17 protein-coding genes are annotated in these 24194 nt (G+C 61.5%); 5 read left to right on the plus strand and 12 right to left on the minus strand.

The features are described 5' to 3' along the window. The 4 genes from trpB to N2A41_RS22345 all read left to right on the plus strand — a co-directional run bounded on the left by trpB (position 1) and on the right by N2A41_RS22345 (position 4491). On the plus strand, positions 1 to 1221 hold the full coding sequence (trpB, locus tag N2A41_RS22330) for a tryptophan synthase subunit beta (protein ID WP_260109745.1): 1221 nt from the start codon (positions 1 to 3) through the stop codon (positions 1219 to 1221). Between the two features lie 3 nt (positions 1222 to 1224). Further along, positions 1225 to 2064 carry a tryptophan synthase subunit alpha gene (gene trpA / locus N2A41_RS22335; RefSeq protein WP_260109746.1) on the plus strand — a complete coding sequence of 280 codons (840 nt, stop codon included), beginning with the start codon at positions 1225 to 1227 and terminating at the stop codon, positions 2062 to 2064. 141 nt (positions 2065 to 2205) lie between these two features. Then, positions 2206 to 3111 carry an acetyl-CoA carboxylase, carboxyltransferase subunit beta gene (accD, locus tag N2A41_RS22340; RefSeq protein ID WP_170258034.1) on the plus strand — a complete coding sequence of 302 codons (906 nt, stop codon included), beginning with the start codon at positions 2206 to 2208 and terminating at the stop codon, positions 3109 to 3111. A 27-nt stretch (positions 3112 to 3138) separates the two neighbouring features. Continuing rightward, on the plus strand, positions 3139 to 4491 hold the full coding sequence (locus tag N2A41_RS22345) for a bifunctional folylpolyglutamate synthase/dihydrofolate synthase (RefSeq protein ID WP_260056977.1): 1353 nt from the start codon (positions 3139 to 3141) through the stop codon (positions 4489 to 4491). 74 nt (positions 4492 to 4565) lie between these two features. On the opposite strand, the gene trxA is transcribed toward N2A41_RS22345, so the two are convergent. From trxA to N2A41_RS22405, 12 genes are all read right to left on the minus strand, one after another. Beyond that, positions 4566 to 4886, minus strand: a complete 321-nt coding sequence (trxA, locus tag N2A41_RS22350; RefSeq protein ID WP_003544118.1) for a thioredoxin — start codon at positions 4884 to 4886, stop codon at positions 4566 to 4568. Positions 4887 to 4960: 74 nt separating this feature from the next. Beyond that, a complete protein-coding gene (gene addA / locus N2A41_RS22355) occupies positions 4961 to 8512 on the minus strand; it encodes a double-strand break repair helicase AddA (RefSeq protein WP_260109747.1) in 3552 nt (1183 codons plus the stop codon). Further along, the gene (gene addB, locus N2A41_RS22360; RefSeq protein ID WP_260109748.1) at positions 8505 to 11699 is read right to left on the minus strand and encodes a double-strand break repair protein AddB; all 3195 of its coding nucleotides are present in this window, start codon (positions 11697 to 11699) and stop codon (positions 8505 to 8507) included. Before addB ends, addA begins: the two co-directional genes overlap by 8 nt. Positions 11700 to 11702: 3 nt before the next feature. After that, positions 11703 to 12434 (minus strand): nucleotidyltransferase family protein, encoded by a 732-nt coding sequence (locus tag N2A41_RS22365; RefSeq protein ID WP_222279852.1) that lies wholly within the window; start codon positions 12432 to 12434, stop codon positions 11703 to 11705. A 13-nt stretch (positions 12435 to 12447) separates the two neighbouring features. Beyond that, positions 12448 to 13965 (minus strand): tRNA (adenosine(37)-N6)-threonylcarbamoyltransferase complex ATPase subunit type 1 TsaE, encoded by a 1518-nt coding sequence (tsaE, locus tag N2A41_RS22370; protein ID WP_260109749.1) that lies wholly within the window; start codon positions 13963 to 13965, stop codon positions 12448 to 12450. Beyond that, complete coding sequence (locus N2A41_RS22375; protein WP_260109750.1) at positions 13962 to 16547, minus strand: sensor histidine kinase; 2586 nt, start codon at positions 16545 to 16547, stop codon at positions 13962 to 13964. The genes tsaE and N2A41_RS22375 overlap by 4 nt, the downstream gene beginning before the upstream one ends. A 203-nt stretch (positions 16548 to 16750) precedes the next feature. After that, positions 16751 to 18151: an adenosylhomocysteinase gene (gene ahcY, locus N2A41_RS22380; RefSeq protein WP_017965981.1), complete on the minus strand. Its 1401-nt coding sequence runs from the start codon at positions 18149 to 18151 to the stop codon at positions 16751 to 16753. A gap of 158 nt (positions 18152 to 18309) precedes the next feature. Beyond that, complete coding sequence (locus tag N2A41_RS22385; RefSeq protein WP_064708186.1) at positions 18310 to 18585, minus strand: HPr family phosphocarrier protein; 276 nt, start codon at positions 18583 to 18585, stop codon at positions 18310 to 18312. Positions 18586 to 18594: 9 nt separating this feature from the next. Continuing rightward, positions 18595 to 18996 (minus strand): PTS sugar transporter subunit IIA, encoded by a 402-nt coding sequence (locus N2A41_RS22390; RefSeq protein ID WP_003544139.1) that lies wholly within the window; start codon positions 18994 to 18996, stop codon positions 18595 to 18597. Positions 18997 to 19144: 148 nt separating this feature from the next. Beyond that, the gene (locus N2A41_RS22395) at positions 19145 to 19597 is read right to left on the minus strand and encodes an HPr kinase/phosphorylase (protein WP_260109751.1); all 453 of its coding nucleotides are present in this window, start codon (positions 19595 to 19597) and stop codon (positions 19145 to 19147) included. Then, positions 19594 to 21384: a sensor histidine kinase gene (locus N2A41_RS22400; protein ID WP_026154337.1), complete on the minus strand. Its 1791-nt coding sequence runs from the start codon at positions 21382 to 21384 to the stop codon at positions 19594 to 19596. Before N2A41_RS22400 ends, N2A41_RS22395 begins: the two co-directional genes overlap by 4 nt. A 76-nt stretch (positions 21385 to 21460) precedes the next feature. Further along, complete coding sequence (locus N2A41_RS22405) at positions 21461 to 22195, minus strand: response regulator transcription factor (protein ID WP_260111086.1); 735 nt, start codon at positions 22193 to 22195, stop codon at positions 21461 to 21463. A 337-nt stretch (positions 22196 to 22532) separates the two neighbouring features. Here N2A41_RS22405 and N2A41_RS22410 point away from each other — a divergent pair, with 337 nt between their 5' ends. Further along, entirely contained in the window at positions 22533 to 24143 is a 1611-nt protein-coding gene (locus N2A41_RS22410; protein ID WP_260109752.1) for a phosphoenolpyruvate carboxykinase, read from the plus strand. The last annotated feature ends 51 nt before the right edge of the window (positions 24144 to 24194 follow it).

Here is a 24194-nt window from a genome sequence, read left to right on the forward strand (position 1 = left end):
GTGAACGAGACGCCTAAACCGAATTCCTTCCGTTCCGGCCCCGATGAAGATGGCCGTTTCGGCATTTATGGCGGTCGTTTCGTTGCCGAAACGCTGATGCCGCTGATCCTCGACCTGCAGGACGAATGGAACAGGGCAAAGATCGATCCGGAATTCCAGGCCGAATTGAAGCATCTCGGCACGCATTATATCGGCCGCCCGAGCCCGCTCTATTTCGCCGAGCGGCTGACGGCCGAACTCGGTGGCGCCAAGATCTATTTCAAGCGCGAAGAGCTGAACCACACCGGCTCGCACAAGATCAACAACTGCATCGGCCAGATCCTGCTTGCCAAGCGCATGGGCAAGACCCGCATCATCGCCGAAACCGGTGCCGGCCAGCACGGCGTCGCCTCCGCGACCGTGGCCGCCCGCTTTGGCCTTCCCTGCGTCGTCTATATGGGCGCCACCGACGTCGAGCGTCAGGCGCCGAACGTTTTCCGCATGAAGCTGCTCGGCGCGGAAGTCAAACCGGTCACGGCAGGCAGCGGCACGCTGAAGGACGCCATGAACGAGGCGCTTCGCGACTGGGTCACCAATGTCGAGGATACCTATTACCTGATCGGAACGGCAGCCGGGCCGCATCCCTATCCGGAGATGGTCCGCGATTTCCAGTCGGTGATCGGCATCGAAGCGAAGGAGCAGATTCTGGCGGCCGAAGGCCGTCTTCCGGATCTCGTCATCGCTGCCGTTGGCGGCGGCTCGAACGCCATCGGCATTTTCCATCCTTTCCTGGATGATCCCTCTGTCAAGATGGTCGGCGTCGAAGCCGGCGGCAAGGGTCTACAGGGCGACGAACATTGCGCCTCGATCACCGCCGGTTCGCCGGGCGTGTTGCACGGCAACCGCACCTACCTGCTGCAGGACGGCGACGGTCAGATCAAGGAAGGCCATTCGATTTCGGCCGGTCTTGATTATCCCGGCATCGGCCCCGAACATTCCTGGCTGAACGATACCGGCCGCGTCGACTATGTGCCGATCATGGATCACGAAGCGCTCGAGGCTTTCCAGATGCTGACCCGCCTCGAAGGCATCATCCCGGCGCTCGAGCCATCGCATGCGATTGCCGAGGTGATCAAACGCGCACCGACGATGGGCAAGGACGAGATCATCCTGATGAACCTCTCCGGCCGCGGCGACAAGGATATCTTCACCGTCGGCAAGATTCTGGGAATGGGACTGTAAGACATGACCGCACGCATGGACAAACGCTTTGCCGAGCTGAAGGCCGAGGGCCGTCCGGCGCTTGTGACCTATTTCATGGGCGGCGATCCTGACTACGACACCTCGCTCGGCATCATGAAGGCGCTGCCGGAAGCGGGCTCCGACATCATCGAACTCGGCATGCCCTTTTCCGACCCGATGGCCGACGGCCCAGCGATCCAGCTCGCCGGCCAGCGGGCGCTCAAAGGCGGCCAGACGCTGAAGAAGACGCTGCAGCTGGCAGCCGATTTCCGCAAGACCAACGATGCGACGCCGGTCGTGATGATGGGTTACTACAACCCGATCTATATTTACGGCGTCGAGAAATTCCTCGACGACGCGCTCGTCGCCGGTATCGACGGCCTGATCGTCGTCGATCTGCCGCCGGAGATGGATGACGAACTCTGCATTCCGGCGATCCGCAAAGGCATCAATTTCATCCGGCTGGCGACGCCGACGACGGATGAGAAGCGCCTACCGAAGGTACTGAAGAACACATCCGGCTTCGTCTACTACGTCTCGATGAACGGCATCACTGGTTCGGCGTTGCCCGATCCGTCGCTGGTGTCGGGCGCGGTCCAGCGCATCAAGCAGCATACCAAGCTGCCCGTCTGCGTCGGCTTCGGCGTCAAGACGGCAGAACATGCAAAGGTCATTGGCGGTTCGGCCGACGGCGTCGTCGTCGGAACCGCGATCGTCAATCAGGTCGCGACCAGCTTGACGGATGACGGAAAGGCAACGGCGGACACCGTTCAGGCGGTTGCCACGCTGGTGCGCGGCCTTTCCACGGGAACACGTTCGGCGCGCCTTGTTGCTGCCGAATAGTTTGCCCACATTGGCAATAAGGCATGTCGCGCAAAAGCGTGCAGCGGTTTTGCGGCAACGACATGCGGGAAACCAGGACCTACAGCGTGGCAGCGAATCTGAAAGATCGCGACGCGCTTTAGACTATCAGGAGTATTCGAGTTGAACTGGATCACCAACTACGTTCGCCCGCGGATCAATTCCATGCTGGGCCGTCGCGAAGTGCCGGAGAATCTCTGGATCAAGTGCCCGGAAACGGGCGAGATGGTCTTCCACAAAGACCTGGAAGGCAACAAATGGGTCATTCCGGCGTCCGGTTATCATATGAAGATGCCGGCCAAGGCCCGCCTGACCGATCTTTTCGACAATGGCGAGTTCGAATCGCTGCCGCAGCCGAAGGTCGCGCAGGATCCGCTGAAGTTCCGCGATTCGAAAAAATATAGCGATCGCCTGCGCGACAGCCGCCTGAAGACCGAACAGGAGGATACGATCCTTGCCGGCGTCGGAAAGGTGCAGGGACTGAAACTCGTGGCCGTCGTGCACGAATTCAACTTTATCGGCGGTTCGCTCGGCATGGCCGCCGGCGAGGCGATCGTCAAGGCTTTCGAGCGTGCGACATCTGAAAAGTGCCCGCTGGTGATGTTCCCCGCTTCCGGCGGTGCGCGCATGCAGGAAGGCATCCTGTCGCTGATGCAGCTGCCGCGCACGACGGTTGCCGTCGACATGCTGAAAGAATCCGGCCAGCCCTATGTCGTCGTGCTGACCAACCCGACGACCGGTGGCGTCACGGCCTCCTATGCCATGCTTGGCGATATTCACCTGGCCGAGCCCGGCGCCGAAATCGGCTTTGCCGGAAAGCGCGTAATCGAGCAGACGCTGCGTGAAAAACTGCCCGAAGGCTTCCAGACCGCCGAATATCTGCTGGAGCATGGTATGGTCGATATGGTCGTCAAACGTCACGATATTCCGGAAACGCTGGCGCGCCTCTTGAAGATCCTGACGAAGAAGCCTGTTACTGCGGCGAACGACATGAATAGCGGCGCGATTGCTCTGGCGGCGAGCGCCTGATAACCGACAAGCAGGCGGGGTGCCGAATTGATACCCAGAGGCCAAACCGCGGTGAGCGAGGCAGCACAGGAGATCGACAAGCTCATGGGATTGCATCCCAAGGGCTTTGATCTGTCTCTCGATCGCATCACCCGTCTTCTCGATATGCTCGGCAATCCGCACAGGAAACTGCCGCCGGTTATCCATGTCGCCGGCACCAACGGCAAGGGGTCGGTCACCGCCTTTTGCCGCGCTTTGCTCGAAGCCGGTGGCTACAGCGCTCATGTCCACACCTCGCCGCATCTCGTCAATTGGCACGAACGGTACCGCATCGGTGTCAAGGGCGGACGCGGACAGCTTGTCGACGACGCTGTCTTTGCCGAGGCCGTGCGTCGGGTAGCCGATGCCAATGCAGGACAGCACATCACCGTCTTTGAAATCCTGACGGCGGTTACTTTCATCCTGTTTTCCGAACATCCGGCCGATGCCGCGATCATCGAAGTCGGTCTCGGCGGCCGCTTCGACGCCACCAATGTCATCTCCGATCCGGCCGTCTCGGTGATCATGCCGATCTCGCTGGATCACCAGCCCTATCTCGGCGACAGGGTCGAGTTGATCGCGGCCGAAAAGGCCGGCATCATGAAGCCGGGCTTTCCCGTTGTCATCGGTCATCAGGATTATGACGCAGCACTTGACGTACTGATGTCGACGGCCGAACGGCTGCATTGCCCGAGCGCCGTCTTCGGGCAGGATTTCATGGCGCATGAGGAATATGGCCGGCTTGTTTACCAGGACGAGTTCGGTCTTGCCGACCTGCCGCTGCCGCGCCTTCCTGGCCGGCATCAATATGCCAATGCCGCGGCCGCCATTCGCGCCGTCAAGGCGGCGGGATTCATCGTCACCGAAACGATGATGGAAAAAGCGATGAGTTCGGTCGAATGGCCGGGCCGGCTGCAGCGTCTGAGCGAGGGCCGGCTGCTATCGCATGCGCCCGCCGGCGCCGAGATCTGGATCGATGGCGGACATAATCCGGGGGCCGGCGAAGTGATCGCCGAAGCCATGGCCAATTTCGAGGAGCGCCAGTCTCGGCCGCTTTTCCTGGTTACCGGCATGATCAATACGAAGGATCCGGTCGGCTATTTCAAGGCCTTTACCGGCTTGGTCGAGAAGGTTTTCTGCGTGCCGATCCGCGGCAGCGAAGCGATGATCGATCCGGTGATATTGTCGAATGCCGCTTATGATGCCGGCCTGGTTGCCGAACCGATGTCGACGGTCGGCGATGCACTGGAAGCGATAAAAGCCGTCGTCGATCCGGAGGCATTGCCGCCGCGCATCCTGGTCGGCGGCTCTCTCTATCTCGTCGGCGACGTGCTTGCCGACAATGGCACGCCCCCGAAATGAAGGCTGCAAAATGAAAAAAGCCCGGTCGAAGCCGGGCTTTTTCTTCAACGTGCTATGAATTAAGCGAATATCAATCAGGCAGCGCTCGAAATCCAGTTCGAAAGAGCCGTCTTTGGCTTTGCTCCGACCGAGATATCGGCAACTTCGCCGCCCTTGAAGATTGCAAGGGTCGGAATGGAGCGCACACCGAACTGTGCAGCGAGTTCCGGGTTCTCATCGATGTTCAGCTTGGCGACCTTGACCTTGCCTTCCATCTCGACGGCGATTTCTTCGAGGCTCGGAGCAATCATCTTGCACGGGCCGCACCATTCGGCCCAGAAATCGACGACGACGGGTTCTGCGGATTCCAGAACTTCCGACTGGAAGTTATTGATATCGACTTTCACGGTAGCCACGGGCTGCTCCTTTAACGGAATTGGTGTTGAACCACATGTGATGGTGCGGTGCCGAATTTTCAATGTCCGGTATTTCACTTTGTCTTGACCGCTGCAAGCGCCAAACCGAGCGCCTCTTCGCTCAACGTGAAGAGCGAGGCGTTCTCGGTATAGACAAGCATGCAGTCGATGGACTTATCGGGATAGAGCGGCGCCAGGATCTCCCGATAGATCGCCAGCTGCGCCCGGTGTGCGAAGGGGATGGCCTCCTCTGTCGCCGGCGGCACCCGATTGGTCTTGTAGTCGAGAATGACGACGCGATCGGCAAGAACGGCAAGCCGGTCGATGCGGCCGGAGACGGCATAGCGCCGGTCTTCGAGCGTCAATGTTCCCATGATCGACACCTCTGGCTGGGCCTGCGCACCGAGGACGGACTGAAGACCTTCCTCGTCCAATAGTTTCAGAACCGAATCGACAAGCTTGCGCCGTTCGGCTTCCGGCCAGAATCGAGCCGCTCGTTCAGCATAACGGCTCGCCGCATCAGGTCGTTCGCCAGGTGGAATTTCGGGAAGCGCCTGCAGCATGCGATGGATCAGCCTGCCTTTCTCCAGTGAACGATCGCTGCGCTCCTTCTCGCCGAACAGCGGCGAAACGACCAGCAGGCCGCCTTCGTCCTCATCGATGATCGTCCCGGCGCCGGAGGGGCTAAGCGGCCGCGGCAGCTCAGCCTGCGGCGGCAATGGCCGCAAAAGGCCATCCGGCAAGGTCGCCTCGCTGCCGCGCTCCTCGCTGCGGTCGATACGCTCGAAGCTTCGTTCCACCCGCGGCACGCGCCATTTGATGCCCGGCCATTCCCCATCGGGACCGGAGAACGTGGTCGCCTCCACATGCGGATGGTCGTCGCGCAGTGCCGTCGAAATCATCATATGCCAGGTGTCATTGTTCACACGTACGCCACGATAGCCGCAGACGACCAGCCGGTCGGCGGCGCGCGTCATGGCGACATAGAGCAACCGGCGATATTCCTCTTCCGCCAGCATCTGGATACGCGTCGCATCGTCCTGGGTCAGCGAGTTGGCGAGATCGGAGACAGGAACCCAGACGGGCATCGGCGTCTCGTCGGGACCGGTCTCGAGCAGGCGAAGCTTCGGCAGATGCGTATGCGTAAAGGCCTTCGAACCGCCGTCGACGAGGAAAACGATCGGCGCTTCAAGACCCTTGGAGGCATGCACCGTCATGATGCGCACCTCGTTGCGTCCCTTGTCCTGCTCGCGTTTCACGACGGGCGCCTCGAGCTCCAGCGTCGAGATGAAGGATTGCAGCCCGGGAAGACCGGAGCTTTCGTGGTCGAGTGTGAAGGTCAAGAATTCGTCGAGGATATCGCTGACTTCGGTCCCGAGACGGGCAAGGAATTGCCGCCGCCCGCCATGACTGCCCAGCACACGCGCATAGAAATCATGAACCGACAGGCGCCTGGACTGCCGGAGTAACAGCTCCAGCCTCTCGACGGCTGCACGGAAACGTTCGGTGCCGTCGGCGGCGAAGCTTTTCAGATGGCTCCAAACGCTCTCATTGTCGCTGCGTAGCGCGGCAACCGCAAAAATGTCGTCCTCGGAGAGATCGAAAAGCGGGCTCTTGAGCACGGCGGCGAGCGAAAGGTCGTCTTCCGGCAGAAGCAGGAAACGGCCGAGCGCCAGCAGATCCTGCACGGCGATATGGCTGGTCAGCACCAGCCTGTCCGCGCCGGCGACCGGAATATCGCCGCGGCGTTTCAACGCCCGTGTCAACGCATTGACGAAGGCGTCGCGCTTGCGCACCAGCACCAGGATGTCGCCGGCCTCGATCAGGCGTTCCTTGCCTTTTTCGACGATCGTCTCGCGGCCAACAAGCGTGCCGATCGAATGGGCGATCCGCCGCGCGAGGATTGCGGCCGGCGCGCTTTCCGGCGTCGCGTCGAAGGGCGCCGTCCAGTCTTCTTCCTTCACCACCGCTTCCGGCGCAACCATCTCCCAGAGATCGACGGCGCCGGGATGTCCGATGCGGCTGGAGCGATGCACGACCGGTTCGTCAAGCGCGCTGAGGCCGCGCGCGTTCTCGGGCGCCTTGAAAATATGGTCGACGGCCTCGAGCACATCGGCGGTCGAACGGAACGACAGCGGTAGCCGCACGGAGGAAAAGCTCTGCCCGCTATCGGAAACTCGCCGCCGCGTTCGGTCGCTTTCCTCGGAAAAACGCTCTGGCCGCGCGCCCTGGAAAGAATAGATCGACTGCTTTTCGTCGCCGACGGCAAAGAGCGTGCGCACGATCGGCCGGGCACTTTCGCCGGAGAAGAAATCCTCGGCGAGCGACTGGATGACACTCCACTGGATCGGGCTGGTATCCTGCGCCTCGTCGACGAGGATATGGTCGATGCCGCGATCGAGCTTGTAGTGGATCCAGGGACCGACGCTACTTTTCATGAGCAGGTCGGCGGTGCGGGTGATCAGATCCTCGAAATCGAGCTGGCTGCGCTGCTTCTTCAACTCCTCGTAGTCGTGGTTCAGCCGATCGGCGAGCACGAGTGCTGCCTGCGTGGCGCCGTACACCCGCATCAGTTTCAGCCGGTCGCGGCTTGCTGCGACATGCGCGCGGGCAATGGCGATGGCGTCCGCCAGCTGCGGTGCCTCGGCAAGCATGGCCTTGACGAAGAATTGCGAGTCCGCCTTGGGCTCGCCCTTCATTGTCAGAAAGATTTTCTCGAGGAACTCAGCCCGCCTTGCGTCATCGCGCTCCCGCCCGGTGAGCCTGAGGCCGTAGGCAACCTCTTGCGCCTTCGTGCCACCCTTCTGGTCGGCCAGCGAGAGATAAAGCTCCAGCGTGCCGCCCGAAAGCGCAGGCAAAGGCCAATATTGCGCCGCGATCCGGCTTTCCGTGTCGCCGGCGGCAAGGCCAAGCCTTTTGCGCAGGACCTTCTCCACACCGCCCTGCTGTTCGGCCGTCGCGGTAAAACGACGAATGGCGTTGCGGTTGGCAACGATGTCGCCGAGCAGGTTTTCCAGTCCGGATTCGTCGCCGAGGTTGAGCACGTAGGTGAATGCCTCGGCAAGGGTGCTGTCTCCCTCCGGCGCGGTTGCGATCAGCAGCGCCCGGCGCGCATCGGAAAGCAGCGCCACCGCCGCGCGATCGTCGAGAACCGAGAAATGCCCGGCAACGTTGGCCTCCAGCGGGAACTGATGCAGAAGCGCTTCGCAAAAGGCATGAATCGTCTGGATCTTCAATCCGCCGGGCGTCTCCAGCGCCTTGGCAAACAACCGACGGGCCTCGGCAAGCTTCAGTCCGTCGGGAGCCGTACCCTCGATCTGCGCGATCCGCCGGCTAAGCTCTTCATCATCGAGCACCACCCACTCCGCCAGCCGTTCGAAAACGCGGTTCGACATTTCTGAGGCGGCAGCCTTGGTATAGGTGAGGCATAAAATGGCGGAGGGCCGCGAGCCCGCAAGCAGCAGCCGGATAACGCGCTGTGTCAGCACATGCGTCTTGCCGGACCCGGCATTGGCCGAGACCCATGCCGAACGCAACGGATCGGAGGCAATCGCCTGCTGAATTGTCGTCCAGCCGATCCAGGCACCCGGATCGTCGTCGTTGGGGAGGGCGGTCACATCACTCATCACCGCCGCCCTCTTCGGTTTCGGCCGTCGACCATTCGGAAACGCGGGCGAGATGATCATAGTCGCCGCCGAAATCGAATTGCTGAGCCGGGATCAGCCGCGAGGTAAAGCCCCTTTCGTTGGATTGCAGCAATCCTACGAATTTGACCAGCTGATCGATCGATTCGGCGGCGAGATCCATTGCCGATTTCGCCTTGTCGCTACGGGCAGAGTTTTCGTTGTTGATGGTATCGACTTGGAGAGGGCTCCTCGGCCGCAGGCGGACATAAAGCAGGTCCTGCGGCACGAGGCTGCCCGCGTCACGGAAAGCGCCGGCGTTCAGGGCTGCGGCCTCCAGAGCGAGTTGGGGATCGAGAAGCGCGCGTGCCTGCGGCGGCGTAGGATTGTAGCCAGTTTTGTAGTCGATGATGTCTGCCGAGTTTGGTCCTGTCATGTCAATCCGGTCTGCGACGCCAGTGAGCCGGATATTGATCGACTCCAGCTCCATGCCGCCCCGTACCTCCGTCAGCGTTTTCAGGATGCCATGCCGGCGTCCAGCCTCCCATTCGAGAAAGGCGCGGGCCACTTCGCGAAAGCGCGGTCGCCACACGGCATCGATATGCGGCGGCAGTTTTTCCATGTCGAAAAGCTCGGAAAGGATACGCTCCATCGCCGCTGCCGCATCAGGCGTCCCGGCGATGTAAGCCTCGCGGATGAAGCGGTCGACGATCTTGTGGTAGAGCGTTCCGCGTTCGGCCGCTCCTGGATCGCGGTTGAACGCATCGACCGGGTCAAGCCGCAGGACACGGCGGGCATAGATGGCATAGGGATCACGGCGCAGCCGGCCGACTTCGCTGAAGGAATAGGATTTCGGCTGCAGTGCGAGCGGCGGTTTCGGCGAGGGTCGTTGCGCCGGCGCTTGGGCCTCGCCCCGATCGATGAGTGCGGCCCATTGCAGAAACCGATCACCGCGAGCCCTCAATTCCGCTTCGAACGCCTCTCCGCCGAGCGCCAGCAGCCGCTGCAGCCAACGCGAGGCAACGGTCGGCGTCGAGCCCTGGCGCAGCGCGCGCGAATAGATCAGATGGCGTGTGCCGTTTGCCATCTCGAAATCATGTGCCAGCTGGCCGATGCGCCGCTCCGGCGGCTCGAGACCGATTTCCGTCTTCATCATTCGCGGAATGAAGGGATTGTTGGCGGTCTGTCCCGGCCAGGTGCCTTCGTTCAGTCCGCCGAGGATCAGCGTATCGACGCTCTGCAGGCGGGCTTCCAGCGTGCCGAAGATGAAAAGCCTGGGATGGCTGAGCGCCCGTGGCTTCACCGCATGACCGGCGGCAAGGGCTGCCATGATGTCGATCCATTGCGGTCCGTCGGCCTCCATCTGGCCGTCCGTATCGATCACTTCACCGAGCAGGGTGGCGAGGGCATCTCCCGCTTCGTTTGACCAGAGATCGGCGAGATTGCCTTGCGGATCGACCGCGACCGCTTCAAGCGAACGGCCGGTGCGCTCTGCCCATTCGGACAATGTGAAGCGCACTGTTCTTCCGCGATCTTCCGGCCGGTGCCGGATCAGCGCCGAAGCCAGGGGCTCGGTCGCTTGTGCGACCCGGCGGGCAAGGTCGTATGCGGCGTCGGCGGCATCGGGCGAAAGCGCTTTTCGCCATTGCGGCGCGTGCCTGTCGAGGGCCTGTTCGGCAAGTTGGTGCGTGAGCAGCGGTTCGAGCGTACTGATATCCACCTCTGCCACGCCGCCGCGCAGTGCCAGCAGCTCGAGCGCCTCGGTAGCGGAAATCAATGCACCGCGCTCGAGGCCGAAGCGGGCAAGCGGATGTTTGAGCAGCGAGACGATCGCCACCGGATCGCCCGGTCGCAGCGCTGCCTCCAGCAGCAATTGCAGCAAGGTGCCCTGCGGCATGGCCGAAAGCGGTGTGCCCGCCGAATCATCGGCGAGGATGCCGAAACGGGAAAGCTCGGCCATCACCCGCCGCGCGAGATTGCGGTCCGGAGTGATGAGTGCTGCCCGGCTCTCGCCGTCCTGTCCCGGCCTCTCCAGTGCAAGCCGGAGTGCGATGGCAATCGCGGTGGCTTCCTCGCGCTCATTGGCGGCTTCGATTAGCGAGATATCAGAGAAGGCCGAAGTCAGTGCGCCGGCCGGCAGATCGCTCTTCCACGCCCCCCAGTCGCTGGTCGCCTCCGCCGGGGCAAGGGCCCGCGACAGGATTTCGGCGCGCCGGTCAAGATCAGCGTCCGGTCTGTCGAGAAGCGTGACATCGGCGCGTGTCAGCTTCAGCCGCTTGAGCAGCACCGACAGGCCATATTGGGGATGGCTCCGGCTTGCGGGATTGGCGTGTTGGCCGGGCGCCGGTTCCGGCGCAACCATCTGCCAGTGCCTTTCGGGCATGGAGAGATCGAGACCTGGAAGCACGATCACACCTTCCGGCAGATAGGCGACGGCGGCGATGAGATCGGCGGTGGCGGGAACGGAACCCGTCGAACCGGCGATGATGATCGGCCCGGCGGGTTTCGTTGCTGAAAGCCGGCTCGCCTCGGCCCGGAGAATGGCGTTTCTGTGCCGCGCCGGCGAGGATTTTCCGAGTTCGGACAGCCGCTCCGGCCAGAAGGCGCTGGCGATCTGCAGGAACTCCGCCGTCAGCTGCCACCAGGCGGCATAATCGCCGGTATCGAGTTTTGACAGCTCCGACCAGTCGAGATCCTCGGTTTCGATGGAATCGATCAACTCGGCAAGATTACGGGCGAGCCAGATCGCATCCGCCGGACTTGCGGGCGCAACCAGCGGCGAGTCTGAATGAATGTGGCGGACGATCTCCGGCAGCTTGTTTCGCCAGGCGAGGATCAGGCGCGCAAGCTCCAGCAGACGGGCGGTATTCGACAGCGGCTGGGCGAGATCAATCGTTGCCGGCAGTGCCTCGTCGAAATAGCCGCTATCGTCATCGGTTTCGCCGAGAGGACGGATCACCGGCAGGATCGCAGAGCGGCCGCCGAGCAGATCGACGAATTCGGACCGCAGCACACGCACGGCGCGCCGGGTCGGCAGGTAGATCGTCACTTTGGCAAGCGATAGCGGATCATCGACGTCGTGCCGGAAAAACGGCGTCAATCGGCCGTCGCAAAGCGTCGTCGCCAGCGTTTTCAGGAAAGAGAGACCTGCCGGGATCGTCAGGATGCGTGGCTGGTGCCGCTCCGCCATGGCTTACGCAAACGTCCGCAATCGCCGGATCGTTTCCTCCGCCTCGCCAACCGCGTCGGGCGTTCCCACCGTCAGCCAGTGACCTTCGAGCACGATGCCGAAAAGCCGTCCGCGCGCGATCGCCTTGTCGAAATAGATATTGAGGTTGAAAGCATCCTTCGGTGCATCGTCGAGCAACGACGGGTTCATGACGATCGCTCCGGCATAGACGACGGGATTGGACGGATCGTCACGATAACGCGTCAGCCGACCATCGGCTGCGAGACTGAAGTCATTTTTGCCGTTGTGACCCGTCGTATCCTCGATCCCAACGCAAAGCAGCGCCATATCCATGCGTTCGGCATCGAAGAATCCGGCTAAGCGCTGCAGGTTCGTCGGCCGGCCCGGCTGTTCGCCGATCCAGAAGAGATCGGCATTCATGACGAAGATATTGTCGCGGTCAAGCAGCCTCAGCCCCTTCGCCAAGCCGCCGCCGGAATTCATCAGCGCGTCCCGCTCGTCTGATATGACGATGTCGAGGCCGTGATAATTCCCGAGATGTTCGAGCATCTGGTCGGCGTGGTGGTGAACGTTGACGACGGCGCGTTCGATGCCGGCCGCCACCAGGCAATCCAGCGCGTAGTCGATCATCGGCTTGCCGTCGATCTTCACCAGCGGCTTCGGGATCGTGTCGGTGATCGGGCGCATGCGGGTTCCGAGACCCGCGGCCAGTACCATGGCTTGTCTGATGGTCATTCTGATCCGAAACTTATGATTCGCTCCGGCCTATTCCAGCCCTTGCGCACCAATCGCGCAAGGGGGCAAGCGTTTCATGCTCAAGCGCGACGTTCAGATAGGAAAGCGTGCGTGGCATATGTTTCAGATAGCCCGGCTTGCCGTCGCGCTGCAACAGGCGCACCCAAAGACCGGCAAGCTTGCAGTTGCGCTGCGCCGACATGATCGCCCAGACCTTCATGAACGCGGCTTCGTCGAAACCGCGCTCCGCACGGCGAAGCGTCAGATAATCATCCATCAACTGCCGGAAGAGATCCGGCTCGATCGTCACACGCGCATCCTGGACGATCGAGGCAAGGTCATAGGCCGTGGGACCGATCATCGCGTCCTGGAAATCGATCAGGCCGATCTTGCGAACACCGCTTTCATGTTCGCGCCAGATGATATTCGGCGAGTGGAAGTCGCGCAGCAGCAGGTTCTTCTCGGCCGTAGCAAGCTCGTCGATGAGCGCATCCCAGATCGCCAGATATTCCGTCCGTTCTGTTTCCATTGCAGGAGCGCCTTGGCGCTTCCATGGCAGGTGCCAGTCGAGCACCAACTGCACCTCCATCTTCATCGCCGTGCGGTCGAAATCAGGAATATGGTGGATATGGCTCTTTCCAACCGGGATGTCCTGCGGAAATTTCAAGGCATGCAGCCTGGCCAGGCAGGCAACGCTTTCGCGATAGCGTTCGATAATAGGCCGTCCCTGGGCATCCAGCACGCCCTCGCTGCCGAGATCTTCGATCAGCAGGATACCCTTGTTATAATCCACCTTGTAGACTTCGGGCGCCGCAAAACCGTCCTTGCGCAGCGCATCGGCGATCGCCACGAAGGGATAGGCGTTTTCGGCAAGATGAGCGACTTTGGGATAGGGTTTGCCGTCGAAAACCGGCGGGCCTTCAGCAAGCGGCGGCCAGTCCATCAGGATGATGCGTCGGTTCCCAGGTTGCGGATAGATCGCCTCATAGGCGCGCAGCGACGCATCGCCGGTCAGGAATCGGCGTTTCGCTGCGGGGTAACCGGCGGTATCGAGGAACTCACGGATCGCCAGGACGCGGCGGATGCGTGTATTTTGCGCGCCAGCGGCTTCGATCGTCGCCCGCCGGCCGCTGCCTTCATGCGCCAGCGTCAGGGTGATGCGCTCCGCGGGCAGCTCGCTCTCCGCCATCTCAGGCCATTCGACGAGACAGATACCGCTTTGCAGAGCCTCGTCGAAGCCGAGTTCCGTCAATTCGGCAGGATCGCCGAGCCGGTAGAGATCGAAATGCGAAACGGGGATGCGCAGATCGTAGGATTGTACCAGCGTGAAGGTCGGGCTCGGGACTTCAAGCCCCTCGTCATCGGCCATGGCCCGCAGGATCGCCCGAGCGAGCGAGGATTTCCCTGCGCCGAGATCGCCGGAAAGGGCGAGGCAATCGCCGGCTTTCAAGGCCAGCGCCAGGTCTTCGCCGAGGCGGATGGTGGCAGCCTCGTCCTTCAGGAACAGCGAGATCGCATCATTGGTCGTCATTCGGCAGCGGCGGAATGCGGTACATTGACCGAGGGGATACGGCAGACGACCGTCGTGCCCTTGCCCGGCTCGCTGTCGATCGTCACGTCGCCATGATGAAGACTGACAAAGCTGTCGACGATTGAGAGGCCGAGGCCGGCGCCGCCGCGCTTGCCGCTTTTCGCCCCCGTGGCAAAACGGTCGAAGACGGTCGCGATCATGTCAGGTGAGATGCCGGGGCCGCGATCGCTGACGGAGAAGACGAAATCCGTGCCTTCGCGATGGCATTCCAGGGAGATCGAGGTGCCCTCGGGCGAGAAATTCGCCGCATTGGAAAGAAGCTTCAGCAGGATCTGCTTCAGCCGCTGCGGATCGGCAACGATCGAGCCGAGATAGGCGGGTGCGGTGATTTCAAGCGCCACGCCGCTTTCGTGGAGGCGATCGGCGATCTGCATCGAGACGTCGTCGAGCAGGTCGTTGAGATCGATATCCGCATAATTGAGGCGCATGATGCCGGCATCGACGGTCGCAAGATCGAGAATATCGTTGACGAGCGTCAACAGAACCGAGGACGAGGTCGAGATATGGTCGATATATTCGGCCTGCCGTTCGCTCAAGGGGCCGACGCCCGGCGTGCGCAGGAGATCGGTGAAGCCGATGATGTTGGTCAGTGGCGAACGCAGTTCATAGGAAACATGCTGGACGAAGTCGTTCTTCAGCTCGTCGGCCTTGCGCAGCGCTTCGTTCTTCTCGGTCAGCGCGCGCTCGGCACGCACGCTGTCGGTCATGTTGACGAAGGTCAGCATAGTCTGGGCGTTCGGCAGCGGAATGACGGCGTAGTCGAGCACGAGGCCGGAGAAGAGTTCCAGCGTTCCCTGACCCGAGCGGCGTTCGTCGTCGAAGCTGGTGATCAGTTCCGCGAAGGTCTTCCAGCCATCCGGCCGGTCATAGGACGGGGTGCAGGCCTCGCCCAGCGCGCGGATATGGGTGCCGGGCTTGGCTTCGGTTTCGGTGATCCCCCAGAGCGCGCGGAAGGCCGGGTTGGAAAGTCGGATGCGCCCGTCCGGGCCGAACACCGCCACACCTTCGGAAAGATGGTCGATCGTTTCGCCCTGCACCTTGACCAGCGTGTTGTAGCGCGTTTCAAGATCGACCTGCTCGGTCAGATTTTCGAACACCCACGTGGCGCCACCCTGCGGATGCGCGGTCGCAAAGACCCGCAGCGTCTGCCCGTTCGGCAGGTGCCAGAGATCCGTTTGCGTGTCGAGCGCGCGATAGACGGAAAGGGCTGATTCCTTCCAGCTTTTCCAGTTGAGTTGGTCCGGCAACTTCTTGGCTGCGCGCAGCCGCTCGAGCAGCTCGCTATTGTCCGGTCGGCCTTCGAGGAAGGCGATATCAAGCTCCCAGAGTGCGACGAAGGCCTGGTTGTAGAATTGCAGCCGGCGGTCGCCGTCGAAGATGGCGACGGGCGTGGCGAGATGATCGAGCGTTTCGGCATGACTCTTCAGCGTCCGTTCCAGCTCGGCGCGCACCGCCTCTATGTCGGACACGTCGATGGCGATGCCGGCCGAGCCGCCGGGAACCCTGACGTCGACGACGTCGAAGAATGTGCGGTTGCCGTGGACGACCGTCGAGATCTTGTCGTGGAAGGGCGATTCCGGCGTCGTCGTGGCGCGAATGCGTTCGCGCGCCACGGTCGTCAGCATCTCACGGCCTTCATTGATCGCCTGCTGCGGCGATCGCGCCTCGACAGCCTCGCCATAGGCCTGGTTGACCCAGGTGAGGCGGCCCGCCGGGTCGCGCTGCCAGGCCGGCATGTCGATCGCGTCCAGCATGGTCTGGAAGGCCGAGATGGAGGTCATCAGCCGGTCGCGCTCAATCCTGAGCTCGGCGAGCTCGGCGCGCAGATTGTTGAGCGCCACGAAACGGACAAAGGCGCGCCCGCCGGAAACCCGGCCCTGCGCCTCAAGGATTTCGTCGCGGATGGTTTCGACCACCATGTCGAAGCTCTGCGCCTCGTCGCGCAGCCGGTCGATCGCCTTTTCCAGCTCGGAAGCCGAGCGTGATTTCAGCCACAGGCCGAAGGCCAGGAATTCGCCGTCTTGCGGCGCGCCGGTTTCAGGCGGAAGCTGGCCGAGCAGTTCGGGACGCGCATTGCCGTCCCAGATGACGATCCGCCGGTTTTTGTCGGCGATCAGAGCCTGGTATTGCGAAATGCGCTGCTGGGCATCGGAGAGCGCCGAGCGGATTTCCCGGCTCTCGTTTTCGAGGTTGCCACGCTGACGCACGAGCCACAGCGTAGACAGCAGTGCTGCCGATATGACGCCGATGACAACGGAAACACCGATCACTTGCGAGGATGTGAAGAGGTGAGCCGTGGCCGCCGCCTGCTGCTCCGCCTGTGCCAGAGCCGGCCGCGCCAGCGCGGCGAGCGCCGTGCCGGCCGCGCAGCCTTTCAGGAAGCGCGCCAATGGTCCGTGCTGTTGCTGTACGGCCTCGTGTGCCGTTGCAGATTTATATCCTTGACCAGCCATGAGCGGGCGGCGATCGGCGCAAGCGCCATCATCCGCCTGACCGGGCAGGCTGCTTTTTATTTCCGACATCCGCGGTATGTCTCCGTCCTTCAATGTGCCGCATTACGACAAGACATCCCATTTTCGCGACGGCCGGACAGGGTCCGGCGCCACGAATCAAGTCTTAAAACAATACTTCGGAAGGGAATCGGCGGGAAGGGAGCGCCCAAAAAATAAGCCGCGGCATTTGTCAATGCCGCGGCTTCTACATCTTGTGGATATTAACTATCGGATCAATATCTGTAGTGGTCGGACTTGAACGGGCCCTTCGGCGAGACGCCGATATAGGCAGCCTGTTCCGCGGAAAGCTCGGTCAGCTTCACGCCGAGCTTGTCGAGATGCAGGCGTGCGACCTTTTCATCGAGATGCTTCGGCAGGATATAGACCTGGTTGGAATACTGGTCGGGCTTGGTGAAGAGCTCGATCTGCGCCAGCGTCTGGTTGGTGAACGAAGCCGACATCACGAAGGACGGATGGCCGGTGGCGTTGCCGAGGTTGAGCAGGCGGCCCTCGGAAAGAAGAATGATGCGGTTGCCCTTGGGGAATTCGATCAGGTCGACCTGCGGCTTGACGTTGGTCCATTTGAGATTGCGCAATGCTGCGACTTCGATTTCGTTGTCGAAGTGACCGATATTGCCGACGATCGCCATATCCTTCATCGCGCGCATGTGGTCGATGCGGATGACGTCCTTGTTGCCGGTCGTGGTGATGAAGATATCGGCCGAGGAAACGACGTCCTCGAGCAGGACGACTTCATAGCCGTCCATCGCAGCCTGCAATGCGCAGATCGGATCGGCTTCGGTCACCTTGACGCGGGCGCCAGCGCCGGAGAGCGAAGCGGCAGAACCCTTGCCGACGTCGCCATAGCCGCAGACGACGGCAACCTTGCCGGCCATCATGACGTCGGTGCCGCGGCGGATGCCGTCGACCAGCGATTCCTTGCAGCCATATTTGTTGTCGAACTTCGACTTGGTGACCGAGTCGTTGACGTTGATCGCCGGGAAGGGCAGCAGGCCCTTCTGGCTAAGCTGGTAAAGGCGGTTGACGCCGGTCGTCGTTTCTTCGGTGACGCCCTTGATCGCATCGCGCTGTTTGGTGAACCAGCCAGGCGAAGCGGCAAGGCGCTTCTTGATCTGCGCGAAGAGGATTTCCTCCTCTTCGGAATGCGGATGAGACAGCACGTCCTCGCCGGCTTCGGCGCGGGCGCCAAGCAGGATGTACATGGTGGCGTCGCCGCCGTCATCGAGGATCATGTTGGAAAGGCCGCCGTCGGCCCACTGAAAGATCTTGTCGGTGTAGACCCAGTAATCTTGGAGCGACTCGCCCTTGATCGCGAAGACAGGCACGCCGGAAGCGGCGATCGCGGCAGCGGCATGATCCTGCGTCGAGAAGATGTTGCACGAGGCCCAGCGGACTTCGGCGCCGAGCGCGACCAGCGTTTCGATGAGCACGGCCGTCTGGATGGTCATGTGCAGCGAGCCGGTGATGCGCGCGCCCTTCAACGGCTTTGTCTGGCCGAATTCGGTGCGGCAGGACATCAGCCCTGGCATTTCGGTTTCGGCGATCGTAATTTCCTTGCGGCCGAAATCCGCAAGCCCGATATCGGCGACGACATAATCTTTTTCAGTGCTCATAGAGGCCTCCAGGCTGAAAAACGTCTCAAAATTGGCGCAGGCGCGAAGGATGACCCACGTGCAAGCGCACGGCATGTCCGCCGTTTAGCAGGCTTCGCTGGTGATGGCAATAAGGATATAAAGAAGTCTTTATATGTTTATATGAACTCGATCGGAGCTCACATCTCCTCGCCGAACTTGTTCTGGATCAGCTGGTCCAGCGCCTCCAGCGCTTCCTCGGCCTGGCTGCCGCTTGCAGAGACGACGACGCTCGAGCCGGGGCTCGCCGCAAGCATCATCAGGCCCATGATGGAGGTACCGCCGACCGTCATTCCGTCCTTGGAAACGGTGATAGCGGCATCGAAGGTCTCGACCATCTGCACGAATTTGGCGGAAGCGCGCGCGTGAAGACCGCGCTTGTTGATGATAAGGAGTTCCCGGGAGAGCGATGTCATGAATGCCCGTTATTTTCCGCTAAGCACGCGGCTCGCGACATTGATATATTTCCGCCCGGCTTCGGAGGCCTCCACCAGCGCCTTCTCCATGTTGTTCTCGCCGCGCACCCCGGCAAGCTTGATCAACATCGGCAGGTTGACGCCGGCAATGACTTCGGTATGGCCGCTGCTCATGACTGATATGGCAAGATTGGACGGCGTGCCGCCGAACATGTCGGTCAGGATGACGACGCCGTGGCCATCATCGGCACCGGAAACGGCTTCCAGAATGTCCTGCCGTCTCTGGTCCATGTCGTCTTCGGGGCCAATGCAGACCGTCTCGATGAATTTCTGAGGACCGACGACGTGCTCGACAGCATGACGAAACTCTTCAGCCAGCTTGCCATGAGTGACAAGCACAAGTCCGATCATGATATTACTGCTCCCATATACAAACGGTGGCCCCAATATCGCAATGCAGCAATTACGTCCACCGGTGGGGGCACATCTTGGCTATGAAAAGCCGAAGTGCAAGATAAAAATGCGAATATATAAGGCAGATTGACCAATCCGGAAGGCCTCAGCGCCCGATATCCGGCACTTTTGCCATCAGGATCGCAAGGGGTGAGGAAACGCCTGTGAGCAACCGCAATGCGGGAAGCGAAAAACCGGCGGCAAGGTTCACCATTTCGCCCTCGGGAGGCACCCGGTTTTCACCGGTAGCGCTGCCGGGAAGCACGGCATAATGCATGGCCGCCCTGGGAATATGGTCCTGACGAACGATGCCGGTGCCGCGAAGTTCGATCAGCCCGGTGATTGACGGCGGGCACGAGGCGACCACCGCGCCGGCCTCTCTTGAGAGAAGAACCTGGTCGTCGGCGACCAGCGCCGTGAAAAGACCGAGCCGGCGCGCCTCGGTCATGCAGGTGAAGGCCAGCATCGATTTTCCCCAGCCGGAGGGGCCGCTGAATAGCAGCCCCGTCTTGCCAACGACGATCGCCGTCGCATGGACGTTGAAAGCTGCCTCGGTCATGCTGCGGCGCCGATTGGCAAAGAGAGGATGAAGCGCGCGCCGAGTATATGCCCGCTCTCGGCATCGGTGATGTTTTCGGCTCTCAGCGAACCGCCATGCGCTTCGGCGATCTGCCGGCTGATCGACAGGCCGAGCCCCGAATTCTGGCCGAAGCCTTCCGCCTCCGGCCGGTCCGTATAAAAGCGCTCGAAGATACGGTCGATATTTTCCGCCTGGATGCCGGGACCGTTGTCCTCGATCGTGGTGACGCAGCGCGAACGTGTCCGCACCAGCCGCACGGTAATCTTGCCGCCTTGCTCGGGTACGAACGAGCGGGCATTCTCGATCAGGTTGGCGATGATCTGGCCGATGCGCAGATCGTGGCCGTTGACGACAAAGCGCGTCTTGACGTTCGGTTTGCGTTCGACGGCATATTCGATCTGCACTTGCTTCTTGCTGCTCCTGACCTGGCGTGACACCTCGATGAGGTCGCGCAGCAGCACCTCCATGTCGATCGAGCCGGCATCGACACGCGCGAGTTCGGCATCAAGGCGCGAAGCGTCGGAGATATCGCTGATCAGCCGGTCGAGGCGGCGGACGTCATGCTGGATGACGTCCATCAGCCGTTTCTTGGAATCGTCGGATTTGGCAAGCGGCAGCGTTTCGACGGCGCTGCGCAGCGAGGTCAGCGGATTCTTGAGTTCGTGGCTGACATCGGCCGCGAAACTCTCGATCGCATCGATGCGGTCGTAGAGCGCCGTCGTCATCTCGCGCAGTGCGATGGAAAGATTACCGATCTCATCCTGGCGGGCGGAGAAGTCGGGGATCTCTTCACGCACCTTGGCCCCACGCCGGACGCGGATGGCAGCCGCCGAAAGGCGGCGCAGCGGATTGGCGATGGTCGATGAAAGCACCAGCGACAGCAGCACGTTGACGAGTGTTGCGACGCCGAAGACGCGCATGATGGCAAGCCGCTCGGCATGAACGATATTGTCGATGTCGCCCGCCTGCGTCGACAGCAGCAGCACCCCGAGCACGGCGCGGAAACGCTGGATCGGCACGGCGACGGAAACGATGAGTTCGCCTTTTTCGGTGGTGCGCACGACCGCACCGCGCACGCCGGTAAGCGCGTTCATCACTTCGGGATAGATCGAGCCATCACCGCCCGGCGCTTCCTTGTAGAGCGGCAGATTGCCGGGCTGCAGCGCCTTGTTGAACAGAGTGGCGAACCACTCGCTCCAGGTCTGTTTCTCCTCTTCAACCGGCGGCAGGTCGAAGCGCAGCACCTGGCCGCGCGAATAGAGATGGCGCGAATCGAGCAACAAATTGGCGTCGGCATCGAAGATGCGGGCGCGTGTACGCGTCGGAGAGATCAGCCGGCGCAGCACCGGCGCGACCTTTTCAGGATCGATCGGGAATTCGAGGTCCTCGTCGTTCGGCACCGGGGTGATGCTCTGGCCGGCCTGTAGCTCGAGCAGCTTCTGCGGATCGATGGTGATCGAGTTGGTATCGACCGACGCGGAGGCCGAAATGGCGCCGGCGATGATTTCGCCCTGCGTCAAAAGGCTTTCGGCGCGGGCGTCGATCAATCCCTCGCGAAACTGGTTGAGATAGAGGATGCCGCCGACGAGCACCACGAGCGCGACGAGATTGAAGAACAGGATGCGCCGCGTCAGGCTTGAAAAGACGGCATTGCCGAAGATCCGGCGGATCAGCGTGAAGGGATGCGACCAACGGCGGCCTCGGACGCGACGGGTGCTCACGCCCTCCGCGTCGTCCAGATCCCTTTCCTGCACCAACTGTGCCAATGACAGGCCCTTTCGAAAGGTTGGGCCGGATAAACCGGCCGGCAACCTTCAATATCTCCAGCTGTGCCGCTCGGGCTCAAGCTGCTTCGCGGAAGCGGTATCCCACTCCGTAGAGTGTTTCAATCATATCAAAGTCGGTGTCGACCATCTTGAATTTCTTGCGCAGCCGCTTGATGTGGCTGTCGATGGTCCGGTCGTCGACATAGACCTGTTCGTCATAGGCTGCGTCCATCAGCGCGTCGCGGCTTTTGACGACGCCGGGGCGCTGCGCCAGCGAATGCAGGATCAGGAATTCGGTCACCGTCAGCGTCACGGCCTCGCCTTTCCAGGTGCAGGTGTGGCGCTCCTGGTCCATGACCAGCTGCCCGCGCTCCAGTGAGCGGGCCTGCTGGACCGCACCGGTCTTCGGCGCGCCGGTGGAGCTGGTGCCGGCGGCGGCAGCTTCGCGGCTGGACGCGCGGCGCAGGACGGCGCGCACGCGCTCCACCAGCAGACGCTGCGAAAACGGTTTGGTGATGAAATCGTCGGCGCCCATCTTCAGGCCGAAGAGTTCATCGATCTCCTCATCCTTGGAGGTGAGGAAGATGACGGGAATGTCCGACTTCTGCCGCAGGCGGCGCAGCAGTTCCATGCCGTCCATGCGCGGCATCTTGATGTCGAAGATCGCCAGCTGCGGCGGTCGCGCCAGCAGGCCGTCGAGCGCGGAGGCACCGTCCGTATAGGTCTCGACCTTATATCCTTCAGCCTCCAGTGCGATCGACACCGAGGTAAGGATGTTGCGGTCGTCATCAACGAGCGCGATTGTCGCCATGGTGTTGGTCTCCGTCATCAGTGCGCATTCTCCCGGATTTGCTCTCCCCAGGCGGTCTCAGTGACCGGATGCGCTTATGGAGGATAAAGGTGGAACAAATTGTGGCAAAGATAAAGGGGAGGATTGTCGCAAAATTCGCCGACAATCTCAGGTGGCGCTTCCAAATGTTTAAACGCGACCCATTCAAACGATTTAAAATTGAGATGATAAATTTAAATCGATTAATTATTTGATATCACTGCATTTTCTCCAATTTTCGATCTTGTGTTTTAAAATTTCTGCCCGTATTTTCACGCTCAGTTTTAACGGCAACGAGCCTGAGCGAAGGGAACTAGCCATGGAAATGTTCGGAGTTCATAACCCGGCAATAGAGCTGGCAACGGTTGGATTGGGCGGCGCAGCCAGCGTTCGCTACAACTTTTCCGCCGCCGCGCTCTATGAAGAAGCGATCCGCCGGGGCGAAGCCGAACTGACCGCTCAGGGTGCGCTGCGGGCTCTCACCGGCCAGCACACGGGCCGTTCGCCACGCGACAAGTTCGTCGTTCGCGATATCAATACCGATGGCGAAATCTGGTGGGACAACAACAAGCCGATCTCGCCGGAACATTTCGCCGTGTTGCGCGACGATATGCTGGCGCATGCCGCGGGCAAGGAGCTTTTCGTCCAGGATCTCGTCGGCGGCGCGGAGGAAGGCCATGCCCTGCCGACCCGCGTCGTGACCGAGTTCGCCTGGCATTCGCTGTTCATCCGCAATCTGCTGATCCGCCCCGACGCCGCAGCGCTGTCGAGCTTCGTCCCGAAGCTGACGATCATCGATTTGCCGAGCTTCAAGGCCGATCCAGCTCGCCACGGCTGCCGTTCGGAAACGGTGATCGCCTGCGATCTCACCAACGGTCTCGTCCTCATCGGCGGCACTTCCTATGCCGGCGAAATGAAGAAATCGGTCTTCACCGTGCTCAACTACCTGCTGCCGGCCAAGGGCGTGATGCCGATGCACTGCTCGGCCAATGTCGGCCCGGAGGGTGACGCGGCGGTCTTCTTCGGCCTTTCCGGCACGGGCAAGACGACGCTTTCGGCCGATCCGGCCCGGACGCTGATCGGTGACGACGAACATGGCTGGAGCGAAAACGGCATCTTCAACTTCGAAGGCGGCTGCTACGCCAAGACCATCCGCCTTTCGGCCGAAGCCGAGCCGGAAATCTATGCGACGACACAGCGTTTCGGCACCGTGTTGGAAAACGTCGTGCTGAACGAAAGCCGCGAGCCGGATTTCAACGACGCGTCGCTGACCGAGAACACCCGTTGCGCCTATCCGATGGATTTCATCCCGAACGCTTCGGAAACGGGCCGTGCCGGGCATCCGAAGACGATCATCATGTTGACCGCCGATGCCTTCGGCGTCATGCCGCCGATCGCCCGATTGACGCCTGACCAGGCGATGTATCACTTCCTCTCCGGCTACACCGCCAAGGTGGCCGGCACAGAAAAGGGTGTCGTCGAGCCGGAAGCGACCTTTTCCACCTGCTTCGGCGCGCCCTTCATGCCGCGGCATCCGGCCGAATACGGCAATCTGCTCAAGGAGCTGATTGGTCGTCATGGCGTCCAATGCTGGCTTGTCAATACCGGCTGGACCGGCGGCGCCTACGGCACCGGCAAGCGCATGCCGATCAAGGCGACGCGCGCGCTTCTCGCTGCCGCCCTGACCGGCGAACTTGGACAGGCCGAATTCCGTGCCGACACCAACTTCGGCTTCGCCGTGCCGGTCTCCGTCGACGGCGTCGACGGCAGCATTCTCGATCCGCGCTCGACCTGGACCGATAAGGCAGCCTATGACGCGCAGGCCGAAAAGCTGGTCTCGATGTTCATCGCGAACTTCGCCAAGTTCGAAAATCATGTCGACGGCGGCGTCCGCGATGCCGCCCCCGGCGTAAAGGTCGCTGCCGAATAAGACGAAATTTCTGACTCACGTGAAACCCGGCATCGTAGGATTGCCGGGTTT

The organism is Rhizobium sp. SRDI969 (assembly GCF_025152725.1).
GTDB classification, from domain to species: Bacteria; Pseudomonadota; Alphaproteobacteria; order Rhizobiales; family Rhizobiaceae; genus Rhizobium; species Rhizobium leguminosarum_I.

What these genes read in the sequence shown, in the direction of transcription:
- N2A41_RS22385 (WP_064708186.1), bottom strand. Translation starts at nt 18,585, where the DNA reads ATGACATCGCTCTCCCGGGAACTCCTTATCATCAACAAGCGCGGTCTT.
- tsaE (WP_260109749.1), bottom strand. Translation starts at nt 13,965, where the DNA reads ATGACGACCAATGATGCGATCTCGCTGTTCCTGAAGGACGAGGCTGCC.
- N2A41_RS22395 (WP_260109751.1), bottom strand. Translation starts at nt 19,597, where the DNA reads ATGACCGAGGCAGCTTTCAACGTCCATGCGACGGCGATCGTCGTTGGC.
- ahcY (WP_017965981.1), bottom strand. Translation starts at nt 18,151, where the DNA reads ATGAGCACTGAAAAAGATTATGTCGTCGCCGATATCGGGCTTGCGGAT.
- N2A41_RS22410 (WP_260109752.1), top strand. Translation starts at nt 22,533, where the DNA reads ATGGAAATGTTCGGAGTTCATAACCCGGCAATAGAGCTGGCAACGGTT.
- addB (WP_260109748.1), bottom strand. Translation starts at nt 11,699, where the DNA reads ATGGCGGAGCGGCACCAGCCACGCATCCTGACGATCCCGGCAGGTCTC.
- N2A41_RS22365 (WP_222279852.1), bottom strand. Translation starts at nt 12,434, where the DNA reads ATGACCATCAGACAAGCCATGGTACTGGCCGCGGGTCTCGGAACCCGC.
- trpA (WP_260109746.1), top strand. Translation starts at nt 1,225, where the DNA reads ATGACCGCACGCATGGACAAACGCTTTGCCGAGCTGAAGGCCGAGGGC.
- N2A41_RS22390 (WP_003544139.1), bottom strand. Translation starts at nt 18,996, where the DNA reads ATGATCGGACTTGTGCTTGTCACTCATGGCAAGCTGGCTGAAGAGTTT.
- N2A41_RS22375 (WP_260109750.1), bottom strand. Translation starts at nt 16,547, where the DNA reads ATGTCGGAAATAAAAAGCAGCCTGCCCGGTCAGGCGGATGATGGCGCT.
- N2A41_RS22405 (WP_260111086.1), bottom strand. Translation starts at nt 22,195, where the DNA reads ATGGCGACAATCGCGCTCGTTGATGACGACCGCAACATCCTTACCTCG.
- addA (WP_260109747.1), bottom strand. Translation starts at nt 8,512, where the DNA reads ATGAGTGATGTGACCGCCCTCCCCAACGACGACGATCCGGGTGCCTGG.